General features: G+C 65.1%; 13 protein-coding genes, 1 tRNA gene and 1 pseudogene. 6 read left to right on the top strand and 9 right to left on the bottom strand.

Features of this window, described 5'->3' with window-relative positions:
* Window positions 1-611: 611 nt before the first annotated feature.
* The 4 genes from OC450_RS25905 to mgtE all read right to left on the bottom strand — a co-directional run bounded on the left by OC450_RS25905 (window position 612) and on the right by mgtE (window position 4484).
* Window positions 612-1541: a hypothetical protein gene (locus OC450_RS25905; protein ID WP_262048909.1), complete on the bottom strand. Its 930-nt coding sequence runs from the start codon at window positions 1539-1541 to the stop codon at window positions 612-614.
* A gap of 49 nt (window positions 1542-1590) precedes the next feature.
* A complete protein-coding gene (locus tag OC450_RS25910; RefSeq protein ID WP_211386512.1) occupies window positions 1591-2409 on the bottom strand; it encodes an aldo/keto reductase in 819 nt (272 codons plus the stop codon).
* Between the two features lie 133 nt (window positions 2410-2542).
* Window positions 2543-2875 (bottom strand): helix-turn-helix domain-containing protein, encoded by a 333-nt coding sequence (locus OC450_RS25915; RefSeq protein ID WP_211386513.1) that lies wholly within the window; start codon window positions 2873-2875, stop codon window positions 2543-2545.
* A 187-nt stretch (window positions 2876-3062) separates the two neighbouring features.
* On the bottom strand, window positions 3063-4484 hold the full coding sequence (gene mgtE / locus OC450_RS25920; protein WP_211386514.1) for a magnesium transporter: 1422 nt from the start codon (window positions 4482-4484) through the stop codon (window positions 3063-3065).
* Between the two features lie 82 nt (window positions 4485-4566).
* Between mgtE and OC450_RS25925 the strand changes: the two genes are divergently transcribed.
* Together OC450_RS25925 and OC450_RS25930 are read left to right on the top strand one after the other, a co-directional pair.
* Window positions 4567-5373 carry a polysaccharide deacetylase family protein gene (locus OC450_RS25925; protein ID WP_410050524.1) on the top strand — a complete coding sequence of 269 codons (807 nt, stop codon included), beginning with the start codon at window positions 4567-4569 and terminating at the stop codon, window positions 5371-5373.
* Window positions 5374-5565: 192 nt separating this feature from the next.
* Entirely contained in the window at window positions 5566-6891 is a 1326-nt protein-coding gene (locus OC450_RS25930; RefSeq protein WP_262048910.1) for a polysaccharide deacetylase family protein, read from the top strand.
* Window positions 6892-6898: 7 nt separating this feature from the next.
* Here the strand turns inward: OC450_RS25930 and OC450_RS25935 are convergent, their stop codons facing one another.
* Entirely contained in the window at window positions 6899-7273 is a 375-nt protein-coding gene (locus OC450_RS25935) for a hypothetical protein (RefSeq protein ID WP_151649753.1), read from the bottom strand.
* Between the two features lie 282 nt (window positions 7274-7555).
* Between OC450_RS25935 and OC450_RS25940 the strand changes: the two genes are divergently transcribed.
* Window positions 7556-7813, top strand: coding sequence for a hypothetical protein (locus OC450_RS25940; RefSeq protein ID WP_211386516.1), 258 nt, complete (start codon window positions 7556-7558; stop codon window positions 7811-7813).
* Between the two features lie 241 nt (window positions 7814-8054).
* On the opposite strand, the gene OC450_RS25945 is transcribed toward OC450_RS25940, so the two are convergent.
* Window positions 8055-8801: a Crp/Fnr family transcriptional regulator gene (locus OC450_RS25945; protein WP_262048911.1), complete on the bottom strand. Its 747-nt coding sequence runs from the start codon at window positions 8799-8801 to the stop codon at window positions 8055-8057.
* A 207-nt stretch (window positions 8802-9008) separates the two neighbouring features.
* On the opposite strand from OC450_RS25945, the pseudogene OC450_RS25950 reads away from it, so the two are divergent.
* Window positions 9009-9186: pseudogene (locus tag OC450_RS25950) on the top strand (formate dehydrogenase accessory sulfurtransferase FdhD); the annotation flags it as partial.
* A gap of 159 nt (window positions 9187-9345) precedes the next feature.
* Here OC450_RS25950 and OC450_RS25955 read toward each other — a convergent pair.
* Both OC450_RS25955 and OC450_RS25960 read right to left on the bottom strand, forming a co-directional pair.
* A tRNA-Leu gene (locus OC450_RS25955) sits at window positions 9346-9430 on the bottom strand.
* A gap of 176 nt (window positions 9431-9606) precedes the next feature.
* Entirely contained in the window at window positions 9607-9849 is a 243-nt protein-coding gene (locus OC450_RS25960; RefSeq protein WP_011088012.1) for a FliM/FliN family flagellar motor switch protein, read from the bottom strand.
* A 74-nt stretch (window positions 9850-9923) separates the two neighbouring features.
* Here OC450_RS25960 and lipB point away from each other — a divergent pair, with 74 nt between their 5' ends.
* Both lipB and OC450_RS25970 read left to right on the top strand, forming a co-directional pair.
* Window positions 9924-10661 carry a lipoyl(octanoyl) transferase LipB gene (lipB, locus tag OC450_RS25965; RefSeq protein WP_211386519.1) on the top strand — a complete coding sequence of 246 codons (738 nt, stop codon included), beginning with the start codon at window positions 9924-9926 and terminating at the stop codon, window positions 10659-10661.
* A gap of 198 nt (window positions 10662-10859) precedes the next feature.
* Window positions 10860-11573, top strand: a complete 714-nt coding sequence (locus OC450_RS25970; protein ID WP_262048912.1) for a DNA helicase — start codon at window positions 10860-10862, stop codon at window positions 11571-11573.
* A 41-nt stretch (window positions 11574-11614) separates the two neighbouring features.
* Here the strand turns inward: OC450_RS25970 and OC450_RS25975 are convergent, their stop codons facing one another.
* Window positions 11615-12037, bottom strand: a complete 423-nt coding sequence (locus tag OC450_RS25975; RefSeq protein ID WP_211386521.1) for a tautomerase family protein — start codon at window positions 12035-12037, stop codon at window positions 11615-11617.
* Window positions 12038-12067 lie beyond the last annotated feature (30 nt).

The raw sequence follows: 12067 nt of genomic DNA on the forward strand, positions 1-12067 counted from the left end.
AAGAGGGCGCAGGGAAGGCCGGGTGCCGGCTGGCACCCGCGGTCCGCTGCGCGAAAAGCACACGCAGAGAAAACCGCACAGCAGCATGCAGGTGTAGCCAATCACTCGGCCTTCCCTGCGCAGTGGTTGGACGGCTTATGCCGTGCTCTCCCGGGAGCCGAGTTCGTTCTGGCCTCCCTCACTCCAGCGAAATTCGCCGACACCGCGCCGGTTGACGCCAATGCCGCATCCGCAAGAGCTTGACCGTAGCAACGACGGCCAGGACCACACGGTTTTGCCGTACGCACGGCTCGCCATTTCGCCGCAGTTTTGCCAGCCCTGTCGACGGAGCCGGAAACTTACAGGCGAGACGAACCTGACAGCGCCGCTCGTCCGCACGAAGTTTTGGGCTCACGGAGAGCAATCCGCCCTGCCCTTGACCTCGCGCACGACGCTGCCGCGTCCACCGCAAGCCCGGCTCGCGAAAATGACGACCACAAGATCGCCCCTCAAGGATGAGCCGGGATGGGCAACACATACGCCAAAACCGAATTTCGGCAAAGCGGAATATTTTGGTGCGAGCGGATTGACAGACGTGCGACACAGCAAGGGTCCCCTAGCCGACGCGAGAGTTAGCCGCCGAAATCCCGCGGGCTGAACGGCAGGTCTATCACCTTCCATTCCTCGTACATGTCGGCCGGCAGCATCTTGTAAGGCTGGCAAGACTCGAGCGCGCTCGTTGCGGACTTCACCAGGGCCACGCCCTTTGCGGACGGCGGGGCTTCGATCAGGATCGGGGGGCGCGTCAGCGTGCCGTCGGTGGCGAGCACCGCGCGCAGCTTGATGCGCACGCTGTCGGTCGACGACACCCCGGCCGGAAGTTTTGCGCAACTCCTCAAGTGCCGGCGCAACTCGGCGATGACCTCGGTCGGCAGTTTGGATGCAACCGAATCCTTAGCGTCGCCGCCATCGTCCTTGGGAGCGTCTTTCGGCAGCTCCGTCGGCAACCCCGGCGGCAGGCCCAGCACGACCCCGTATTTGATGGTGACGTCAGGCTCCGGAGCCCGATAGGCCGGCGACGGCGCGGCCTGTGGCTGCGGCTGTGGCTGTGGCTGTGTCTGTTGAGGCTGCGGTTGTTGAGGTTGCGTCTGCGCGTTTGCCTCGCGCTGCTGCGGCGTCTGCGAAGGCTGTGGCTGCGGCTGTTTCTGCTGCGGTGGTTCCGGCGATGCCTGCTGCTTCGAGGACGGTGCAGCGCCCTGCTGCTTCCCCTCGGGCTTCGGCGCTTCCGCCGCCTTGTCCTTGTCGGTGAAATCCAGCTTCGGCAGCTTCAGGTCGGGCAGCGGCTCCGGCGGCTTCTCCTTCGCTTCCTCCCTGGCCTTCTCCTCGGCTTTGGCCTCTTCCTGCTTCACCTGCTCCGGCGTGACGATGTCGACCGTGACGGTCTCGGGCGCGGCCGCGTGAAACGGATGGACCTCGCTGATCACGATGATCAGCGCCACCAGCGTCAGATGCGCGACCGCCGACGCTGCAATGTCCGTCCGTATAATCTTCCGCTGTTCCATCGACCGATCTTGGGTTGCCACGCAGGTCGTAGCATACCCGAACGGCCCCTCAATCCCATTTTGGCGCGAAGCCGAAATCGGTCAGGCGGCCCCTGGGATTGGCCAGCGCGGCGATTGCCGCCATCTCGTCGTCCGAAAGCTCGAAATCGAAGATCTCGATGTTCTCCGACAGACGTTCGACGCGCGAGGTGCGCGGGATCGCAGCGACATTCTGCTGCACCAGCCAGCGCAGGCAGACCTGCGCAGGCGTCTTGCGATGGGCGCGCCCTATCTCCGCAAGCGTCTGGTCGGTCTTGATACGTCCCTTGGCGATCGGGCTGTAGGCGACGAGTGCAAGGCCATGCTGGTCGCAGGCCGCCCTCACCTTCGCCTGGTCCAGATAAGGGTGGTATTCGACCTGGTTGCAGACGAGCGGCTCGCTCGACAACGCCACCGCCTGCTCGATCAGCGCCACCGTGAAATTGGAAACGCCGATGTGGCGGGTCAGGCCCATGCGCTTGGCATGCGACAGCGCCCCCAACGTCTCCTCCAGCGGCACATGCGAATTGGGCCAGTGCAGGAGCAGGAGATCGACGGACGGGAGCCGCATCCGCGCCAGGCTCTCCTTGACCGAGCGTTCGAGATCGTGGGGCGCGAAATGGTTGGTCCAGACCTTTGTCGTGAGAAAGATGTCGTCGCGGCGCACGCCGGAGGCCCGCATGCCTTCGCCGACCTCGCGCTCATTGTCGTAGACCTGCGCGGTATCGATGTGGCGATAGCCGAGCCGCAGCGCCTGCTCGACCACGCGCGCAGCGAGCCGCCCGCTCAGCTCCCAGGTCCCGAGCCCGATCGCCGGTATCCTTGCGCCACTGGCCTCGACGAACAGCATGAGGAATCCTCTCTGTGCGGCAGCCCCTGACGGCAGTATGGACCTCGCTGGTCATCGTGCCAACGGAAGCCGCCGGCAGCCGGGCCGGATATTCAGCGCAATGCTAACGGGAGGTTCGCGCGGGGCCTTGAGGTCAGGCTTTGGCGAGCGCCTGGAACACCGTGTCCGGCGCATGCGCGATCACGGCGAGCAGTGCGCGGGCGGGTCCCCGGGGGGCGCGCTTGCCCTGCTCCCAGTTGCGGATGGTCTCGACGGGAACGCCGAGTTTTGCGGCGAACTCCATCTGGGTCAGGCAGGCGCGGCGGCGCAAATCACGCACGGCGAGCGAGCTGGCGTCGGCCTGCGCGGCATTGGCCGCGGGCTGGACCGGAAACGGCTGGACAGGGAACGGCTGGACAGGAAACTCTTGCCCGTCCCGCAACTCAACGACTCGCCCGTCCGCCTTCAGCCGCAACCGCATGTCCATTCCCCCAAGCGGAGCAATGATGCGGCAGGTCGCTTAAGTTCGGATTAAAGTGATGGTGCGTGTAGGGTCTCGTGCCCCGGACACGGCGCTGCGCTTCTTCAGCGATGCGCTGCAGAGCCGGGGTCCCGGTTCTGCGCAGCAACGCTAACGGCGTTGCAGCGCGCCCGGGGCACTAGAGTGCGCAGCCCTACCTCAACCCGAACCACAAGGTCGCGATGCCGAGGAAGGAGAAGAAGCCGACGACGTCGGTGACCGTTGTCACGAACGTGCCGGAGGCAACGGCAGGATCGGCCCTGACCCGTTCGAGCGCCATCGGGATCAGGATGCCGCCGAGCGCCCCGGCGACCAGGTTGCAGATGATCGCAAGCCCGATGACGATGCCGAGGCCTGGGATCCTGAACCAGGCCACGGCGGCAATGCCCGTGATCACGGCGAAGGCGAGGCCGTTGACGAGACCGACCAGGCCTTCGCGCATCACCACGCGCCAGGCGTTGGAGGAGCCGAGCTCGCGCGTCGCCAGCGCCCGCACCGCGACCGTCATGGTCTGGGTCGCTGCATTGCCGCCCTGGCTCGCCACGATCGGCGCCAGCACGGCGAGCGCTACCATCTTCTCGAGCTGGCCCTCGAACAGGCCGAGCACGGACGATGCGAGAAAGGCGGTGGCGAGATTGACCAGCAGCCAGTTGAACCGCGCCCGTGCAATGGTGAACACGGTGTCGGACAGCTCTTCGTCGCTGTTGACGCCGCCGAGCGCCTTGAGGTCCTCGTCCGCCTCCTCCTCGATCACGTCGACGACGTCGTCGACCGTGATGACGCCGACGAGGCGATCCTGGGTGTCGAGCACCGGGGCCGCGACGAGATTGTACTTGCCGAACATGCGCGCCACCGCCTCCTGGTCCTCCAGGACGGAAACGCGGCGGCGATCCTCGTCGGTCAGCTCGGCAAGCGCCACCGGGCGGCGCGCGCGCAGCAGCACGTCGAGCGAGACCGCGCCCTGCCAGTGCTGATCCTTGTCGACGACGTAGATCTCGTAGAAGCGGTCGGGCAGGTCCGGCGTCTCGCGCATGTAGTCGATCGCCTGGCCCACGGTGAAATCCTGGGGCACCGCGATGAACTCGGTCTGCATCCGCCGGCCGGCGGAATTTTCCGGATACAGCAGGCTGCGCTCGAGCGCGACGCGCTCCTGCAAAGGCAGCTTCTCGAGGATCTCCTCCTGCTCTTCCTGGTCGAGGGTTTCCAGCAGCTCGACCGCGTCGTCGGATTCGAGCTCGCGGACGCCCTCCGCGACCGTCTCCGGCGGCAGCTCCTCGAGGATCTCCTCGCGCACGCCCTCGTCGAGTTCGTTGAGTGCCGAGAAGTCGAAGTCGCGCCCGGTCAACTCGACCAGGCGGACGCGGTCGTCGGGCTCGAGAGCTCCGATCAGATCGCCGAGATCGGCCTCGTGGAGCTCGGCGACGCAGGCCCGCAGCGCGGCGCTGTCGCCGGCCTCGATCGCATGGGCAATTTCCGCGACGAATTCGTGACGAATTTCGCCGTCTTCATTGCGCATCGGCACGTGGTCGAGTACCGAATCCGCGGCGGATCGGGCAACGTCCATATGTTCATCCATGGGCGCCTCGCCGTTTGACAGGTTGGATCGGGTGGTCTGAGCTGACGGCTCAGGCAATACCCACAAGGCAATCGCGAGCGCAATGACAAAGATGCTTCGACTGAGGTGGACCTCGATGTCGGCAGGCGCGGCGCTGGCCGCTCTCACCGGCATCGCCTCGACCGAAGCCGCCGAATGCCCGCGCAAGGACGCGCTCGGCACCTCGCGCCTTCTGAGCGTCGATGCCAGGACCACGCCGCGCGTCGGCTTGAAGAGCTTTCCGCAGACGCTCCCCCTCGCCGATCACGAGGTCGTGCTGACCTTCGACGACGGCCCGAACCCGCCGACGACTTCGAAAGTTCTGGCGGCGCTGGCGCAGGAATGCGTGCGCGCGACCTTCTTCCTGATCGGCCTGCACGCCTCCCAATATCCCGACATGGTCAAGCGCATTGCCCGCGAGGGCCACACCATCGGCCACCACACCTTCTCGCATCCGTTCATGGCGCGGATCCCGCTCGACAAGGCAAAGGGCGAGATCGACCGCGGCATCACCGCCGACGAGATGGCGCTGCACGGCGCGTCGACCACGACGCCTTCGACGCCGTTCTTCCGCTTCCCCTATTTCGAGGCCACGCAAGCCGAGCTCGACCTGCTCCAGTCCCGCGGCATCGTCGTGTTCGGGGCGGACCTGTGGGCCAGCGACTGGAACGAAATGACGCCGGAGCAGGAATTGAAGCTCGTCACCGAGCGCCTGGCCGCCGCCGGCAAGGGCATCGTCCTCTTCCACGATCCCAAGGCGCGCACCGCCGCGATCATGCCGGCTTTCCTGCGGTATCTGAGGGAGAACGGCTATCGGGTGGTTCACGTCGTGCCGGCGGGCGCATCACAGAAGAACGCCGACGCGCGTTGATGCCGGAATGTCACGCCGGCGCAAAATGGGGTGATCTCCGCCCTATTAACAGTCTGTTCATGCTAGGCCATGCAAGTATTGAGGAGATTTGCCAAGGGGATTTGCAGCGGGAAGGGTTTCTTGCGCCGGAACCGTTTCCCGATGTCTCCGACCTACTATGGCGGCAACCGCATATGAGGGCAGACGGGGTTCATGATCGGAAGTAGCGTTGTTGTCCGGACGCGATCGTGGATCGTCCTCTGCCTTGGCGGATTCCTCGGATTTCTATCCGTCGGATCACCGGCGGCGCTTGCGGCGGACTGCCCCGGCCATCCGGATGCGCTGGGGACATCCCGCACCCTCGTGGTCGATCCGCGCGAGCATCCGCGCATCGGCACCATGCAGTACCGCGAGACGCTGCCGCTGAAGGACCATGAAGTCGTCCTGACCTTCGACGACGGTCCGCTGCCGAAATATTCCAACCAGGTGCTCCAGATCCTCGCCGACGAGTGCATCAAGGCGACCTTCTTCATCATCGGTCAGCAGGCCAAGGCGAACCCCGAAGGCGTGCGCAAGCTGGTCGCAGCGGGCCACACCGTCGGCACGCACAGCATGAGCCATCCGCTGACGTTCAACCGGATGCCGATCGAAAAATTCGCGCCCGAGATCAACGGCGGCATCGAGTGGACCTCGGCCGCGATGACCGACCCGTCCAAGCTGGCGCCGTTTTTCCGCATTCCCGGCCTGATGCGCGCCGAAGGCGTCGAGAATTACCTGATCTCGCGCGGCATCCAGGTCTGGAGCGCCGACTTTCCCGCCGACGACTGGCGGCATGTCTCGTCAGACCGCGTCTATCAGCTCGCGATCCAGCGGCTGGAGGCCAAGGGCAAGGGCATCCTTCTGCTGCACGACATCCAGGCCCGCACGGTGGCGGCGCTGCCGAAGATCATCCGCGATCTGAAGGCGCGCGGCTATCGCATCGTGCACGTGGTGCCCGCACCCGCCGATCAGCCGGCGACACCGACCACGCCGGTGGAGTGGCTGCTGCATCCGCCGACCGAGACGACGCCGATCGCGCATTGGCCGCCGGTGCCGAATTTCGTTTTCGCGCAGACCAGGACCCTTCCTGCGCCCGCGCTCGCCGATCTCAATGCCCAGACCGGACATCCGTCGCTGCTGCCGCGCCCGACCAAGGCGCAGGTGGATGTCGCATCCACCCTGCCCGTACCCGGCCGCGGCCTGTTTGCGATCCCCGAGGGCTCGGTCGAGGTGCTGCTGTCGACGACCTTGTCGCGGCGCGCCGCGACCCGGCTCGCCATGGCGGCCGAGACGCCTCATGCGGCCAAAGCCAAGGCCGGCAAGGCGCGCGGACATCGGACCGCACACTCCGCCACGCCATCCGCACCGAAGCATGCCTCGCAGACCGATGGCACTGCGCCCAAGAGCGCAGCATCCAAGAGCACTGCAGCCAGGAGCACTGCATCCAGGAGCTCTGCGCCGCGCCCGACCCGCGTCGCCAGCCTGAAGAAGCGCGCGTAGTAGAGCCCTATTGCCGCATGATGTTGGCGACGCAGAGCAGCACGATCAGCGCCAGGAAGAACAGGTCCATATAGGACTTGAGCTCGCCGTCGCGCCGCAGCCGCGCGACGTCGGCCACGACCTGCTTGCGCGCGTTCGTTCCGCCCGAACCGTCATTGATCGGGCCCTGCAGCCGCTTGGTCTCGGCTTCCAGCTTCTCGATCTTCTGGAAGAAGTAGAACGCGCGCAGCGTCGAGGCCGCGCGCATGCCGGCATAGACCAGCACCAGAATCGCGATGATCGCCCGGTTCTGGTATTTCTCCATGAAGTTCAGGCTGAAATAGACCATCGCCATGAAGGCGAAGTTGGTCACGAAGCGATAGACGAAGCTTAGAAAGACCATGCGGGCTTGAGCCTTGCGGGAGAGCAACCGGACGCGTGTTGCGAATTCGGGATCAGGAAACCCAGACCGGAACAGCCGGCCGGGACGCGGCGCAGGCCCGTCTACGCCAACTTCGTTTCAGGAAAGATACGATCCCCACGCAATTGCCGCCTTTTAGCCACGCGAAGCCACAATGCAAGCGCGCATACGCTAGCAGCTTGTTCCGTACCCAGTCGCCGCGGCGCGATGGCGATTCCGCGGAAGCTACGGTAGACTGCTGGCCGCCACTGGTGGGGTCTGCCGATGCCGAAGAAGGGAATCACGGGCCACGACGACTGGGTTCTGACCGAGGCGCTGGCGACTGCGCTGGTCGCCCTGGAGCAGCTCGAGCCGAAGCACCAGCCCAACGCGCATATGGACGACATCCGCAAGATGCTGTCGAGCGGCAAGGAGCCGGCGGCGGTGAGCCTGCACCTCGCCCAGGCCAAATGCCGCCTGTTTCCCGACCTCGACCCGCTGGAGATCTACCGGGAATACGGCATCGGCGAGGAATATGGCTGAGGACGCCGTGACCGGGCGACGTTAGGTCCGCCGGTGACCGATCCAGCGATCATCATGACCAGCGCGGCAAGGTCGATCTTGCCGATGACGGTCAGCTCTTCCGAGCCTTTCGCATCCTTCGCGCCCTGGACCTTGAGCGATTGCGGCCGGTCGGCGGCCTGTCGTGGACCAGCACGAGCGAGGCGCTTCGCGCTGTTCGAACGGCGGCTCACGTGAATCGGGTTGATCTTCAGTTCGCTCGTCAGCCGCGCCGATAGATCTCCAGATAGCTCGGCGAATACAGCGCGGCGCTCTTGAGCGCGTCGAGGTCCGGGATCGTCAGGGTTCGCTCGCGGAGCACGATCAGCCCGGATGCCCGCAATTCCTGGATGGTGCGATTGAGATGGACCACCGAGAGGCCGGTCGCGTCCGCGAGGTCCATCTGGGTGACCGGCAGCGCGCAGGAATTTCCGTCGACCAGGCCAACGGGGCGAAGCCGCTCGTGGATCTCGCAGAACAGATGAGCCACGCGCTCCAGCGCGACGCGGCGTCCAAGATTGATCACCCATTCGCGCTGGATCGCGTTGTTCAGCAGGGTCTCGCACATGAAAGCTTCCGCCAGCGTCCGGTCGCTCGCGAGCAGTTTTTCGAAGGGCGCCCGCCTGATCTCGGCGTAGACGACCGACGTCACGGTCGAGATCGTATGATCCAGGGCGGACAGCAGATAGACATGCGCGTCGCAGGTCTCGCCGGGGAAAATGAAATTGACGATCTGCCGCCTTCCGTCCTCGAGCGTCTTGTGGCGGAACGCCCAGCCCGACAGCACAATCCGGACGCTGTCGAGAGGTTCGCCCTCGGCGATCAGGTCCTCGCCCGGCCCCGCTCGCAACAAGCCTTCCAGTACGGCCTGTTCGAGCGCGGCGACGGCTTCCACGGACAATTGCCGCAAGGCGCTGAGGCGCCGAACGACCGTTTGCGCATGATCTCCATAGATGCCCAGCGAGCGCATCAGCCCTCCATCGAAGGCGTGTGAAACGCGCGCTTGCTCAGAGGAATGGCGAGGACGCAGGTCAGCCCGGCCGGGTTGAAGGACCATTCGAACAGGAGTTGCGAAGGCTGCTCGGCTTCGTCGATGCGCCAGGAAATTCCAGATCGAGGCTGCCATCCGGATCGCGCGCGACCAGGGCCCGGGTCCGCGCGAAGGCATTGAGCCGGCCGTCGATCGGTGGAGATGGTGCAAAAGACCGCCGCCATCGGCGCCAGTGTCGCCGTTGCCATGTCAGCACCGACCGCGCCGAACGGCCGAAGCCAGCGGGATCACGCTTGTCGGCATCGCGCGCGGCAGCGCATTCGAGATCTTCAGCCATCCGGCGCAGGTGTCCATGCCGGAAGCAATTCAGATCGAGCTTCCGAGTTTCCCAAGCCGAGGCGAATCGAGGTCCACCCAGCGTCAGGGGAAGGAATCAGCGCGCCGCCGACATGGCGCGAGACCAGCGGGCAGCACGCGATCTCGCATCAAAAAACTGAAGGATTTCAATGCCAACGTGGCTAGATGGTGCGCTCGGAGGGACTCGAACCCCCACGATTTTACTCACTGCCACCTCAAGGCAGCGCGTCTACCAATTCCGCCACGAGCGCTTTGGGGATGCCGGCTTGAGGCCTGAAGGCCAGCCGGATCAACGGCGCCGATCTAACAAATCCGTCAGAGGGGTACAAGCCTCCAAAGGCCCTGAATTCCACAAGCTTGTCAGGAAAGTTCCGGCTCGTTGCGCCGGGATCGGCCTATCCCCGGCTGCTACCGCGTGCCCGGGCCGCTACCGCGTGCCGGGGGTGCGCGGCAGCATCTGCTTGACCTCGACCGCGATCCGGTTGCGGTCGACCAGCACCACGCCGGAGGCCACCGGCAAATTATTGGCCAAAACCTTGACCTCGTCGGCCTCGGTTGCGTCCAGCTCGATGATGGCGCCGCGGGAAAGACGTAATACTTGATGAATCGGCATGGTGGTCGTCCCGAGGACGACCATGAGATCCACGGTGACTTTGTCGAGTGTAGGCACGTCAGCACCACCGCAACTTGGGACTAAGGACTTGGCATTTGCCCCTGCGATCATCACCCGGTTATGGTTAGCCAATGGTTAATTCGCCTCAAAACCCTCGCCAAGACCTCGATTTGACGTCGTTTTCCGCCTCCCGCGGCACGCCCGTGGAATGGCAAATCTCCGACGTGCCGGTGCCCTATCCGGACGCGGTTGCCGCCATGGAGGCGCGTGTTGCGGCGATCGCGGCGGGCGAGGCGCCGGAGCTGGTCTGGCTGCTCGAACACCCCCCGCTCTACACGTCCGGCACCTCGGGCAAGGAATCCGACCTGCTAGATGCCCGATTCCCGACCTTTGCCACCGGGCGCGGCGGCCAGCTCACCTATCACGGGCCCGGCCAGCGCGTGGCCTATATCATGCTCGACCTCAAGCGACGCCGGCCGGACGTCCGGGCCTATGTCGCGAGCCTGGAGGAGCTGATTCTGCGCACCCTCGCCGCCTTCAACGTCCGCGGCGAGCGGCGCGAGGACCGGGTCGGCGTCTGGGTGAAGCGGCCCGACAAGGGACCCGAGCACGAGGACAAGATCGCGGCGATCGGCGTCCGGCTGAAGCGTTGGGTCTCGTTCCACGGCATCGCAATCAATGTCGAGCCGGAGCTGTCTCATTTCGCCGGCATCGTGCCCTGCGGCGTCGCCGATCCCCGCTACGGCGTCACCTCGCTCATCGACCTCGGCCAGCTCGTGACCATGGCCGATGTCGACGTCGCACTTCGGCAGGCGTTTGAGGAGCTGTTCGGGCCGACGCGGGCGCTGCTGCCAGAGGCGGCCGTCTAACATTTTTCTGTTTGAGCCGACCGCGCCTGTTTTCCGCCCATCGCGGAATCGGTTACGCTTGGGTCCGGTGCCGCCCACGCCTCCCCCCTCCGCCGGGAAAGCAGAATTCATGTCGGGCGACTAAACCATCGGACCGACTGTTCGAGCGCCAGGCATAAGGAGGGATTGCGCTTCTGCTCGCAATAGGAGGTTTTGACGATGAAGTTGTCTGCACCAATCCATCATCTTAAACGCAAAGCGAAGCGCCTGTCGCGCGAGCAAGGCATTCCGCTGCACGCCGCGCTCGATCGCATCGCCGCGACGGAAGGCTTTTCCGCCTGGAGCATGCTCGCGGCGAAAGCCGCAGCACTGACGCCGGCGAGCAGGCTGTTTCCGCAATTCAAGCCCGGCGATTTGGTGCTGGTCGGGGCACGCCCCGGCCAGGGCAAGACGCTGATGAGCCTCGAACTCGCCATGGAGGCCATGCGGTCGGGCCATCGCGCCGCGTTCTTCTCGCTCGAATACACCGAGAGAAATGTGCTCGATCGCTTCAGGGCGATCGGCGCCGACCCCGCGCAATTCGAAGAACTGTTCGAGGTCGATTGCTCCGACGCGATCAGCGCCGACTACGTCGTCAAGCAGATGGCCACAGCGCCCCGCGGCACGGTCGTGGTGATCGACTATCTGCAACTGCTCGACCAGCGGCGGGAAAATCCCGACCTGACCGTCCAGGTGCGCGCGCTGAAATCGTTCGCGCGCGACAAGGGGCTGATCGTCGTCTTCATCTCGCAGATCGACCGGTCCTATGATCCCGCGATCAAGCCCTGCCCAGACCTTGGCGATGTCAGGCTGCCGAACCCGCTGGACCTGAAGCTGTTCGACAAGACGTGCTTCCTGAACAAGGACGAAGTTCAGTTCCGCGCCGCGAGCTGACGACCAGGCCGCGGGTGAGTTGGCTCGCCCGCGGCTTTGCTTCACGCCGCAGCCAGCGGCACCTCGAGCTTGCCGGCGATGTAGCGGCGCTCCTGGGTCAGACCACCAAAGCCGTAGGCATCGCCCTTGACCTCGTCGACATGCAGATAGGTTTCGGGATGCAACGGTCCCAAAATCTCGGCCATGCGCTTGAACATCGCGGCAAGGTAGGCCGCCTTCTCGTCCTTGGTGTTGGTGCCCTCGCTGACGTGGATGTCGATCCAGTAGCTGGCAAGCTTCTGCTCGGCCAGCGACTTGCCGCCGGCGAACCAGTCGCTCGCATCCACGGGCTTCACGATGATGGCGGTGACCTTGGGATCCTTGTGGAGGATTTTTGCGGTGAGCTCGGACACCGCGCTGGCGATGTCGGCCTTCAGCGACGGCGACTGGCGGGAGCTGGTGTAGGACACGGTGATCAGGGGCATGGTCGTTCTCCTCAAATTGCCGCGCTGGTG

Source organism: Bradyrhizobium sp. Bra78 (assembly GCF_024519855.1).
GTDB classification, from domain to species: Bacteria; Pseudomonadota; Alphaproteobacteria; order Rhizobiales; family Xanthobacteraceae; genus Bradyrhizobium; species Bradyrhizobium japonicum_G.

Bases quoted from the DNA above. Each gene is read 5' to 3' on its own strand.
- OC450_RS25925 (WP_410050524.1), top strand. From the start codon at position 4,567: ATGACAAAGATGCTTCGACTGAGGTGGACCTCGATGTCGGCAGGCGCG.
- lipB (WP_211386519.1), top strand. From the start codon at position 9,924: ATGGTTAATTCGCCTCAAAACCCTCGCCAAGACCTCGATTTGACGTCG.
- OC450_RS25945 (WP_262048911.1), bottom strand. From the start codon at position 8,801: ATGCGCTCGCTGGGCATCTATGGAGATCATGCGCAAACGGTCGTTCGG.
- OC450_RS25930 (WP_262048910.1), top strand. From the start codon at position 5,566: ATGATCGGAAGTAGCGTTGTTGTCCGGACGCGATCGTGGATCGTCCTC.
- OC450_RS25935 (WP_151649753.1), bottom strand. From the start codon at position 7,273: ATGGTCTTTCTAAGCTTCGTCTATCGCTTCGTGACCAACTTCGCCTTC.
- OC450_RS25940 (WP_211386516.1), top strand. From the start codon at position 7,556: ATGCCGAAGAAGGGAATCACGGGCCACGACGACTGGGTTCTGACCGAG.
- OC450_RS25915 (WP_211386513.1), bottom strand. From the start codon at position 2,875: ATGGACATGCGGTTGCGGCTGAAGGCGGACGGGCGAGTCGTTGAGTTG.
- mgtE (WP_211386514.1), bottom strand. From the start codon at position 4,484: ATGGATGAACATATGGACGTTGCCCGATCCGCCGCGGATTCGGTACTC.
- OC450_RS25970 (WP_262048912.1), top strand. From the start codon at position 10,860: ATGAAGTTGTCTGCACCAATCCATCATCTTAAACGCAAAGCGAAGCGC.
- OC450_RS25910 (WP_211386512.1), bottom strand. From the start codon at position 2,409: ATGCTGTTCGTCGAGGCCAGTGGCGCAAGGATACCGGCGATCGGGCTC.
- OC450_RS25905 (WP_262048909.1), bottom strand. From the start codon at position 1,541: ATGGAACAGCGGAAGATTATACGGACGGACATTGCAGCGTCGGCGGTC.
- OC450_RS25975 (WP_211386521.1), bottom strand. From the start codon at position 12,037: ATGCCCCTGATCACCGTGTCCTACACCAGCTCCCGCCAGTCGCCGTCG.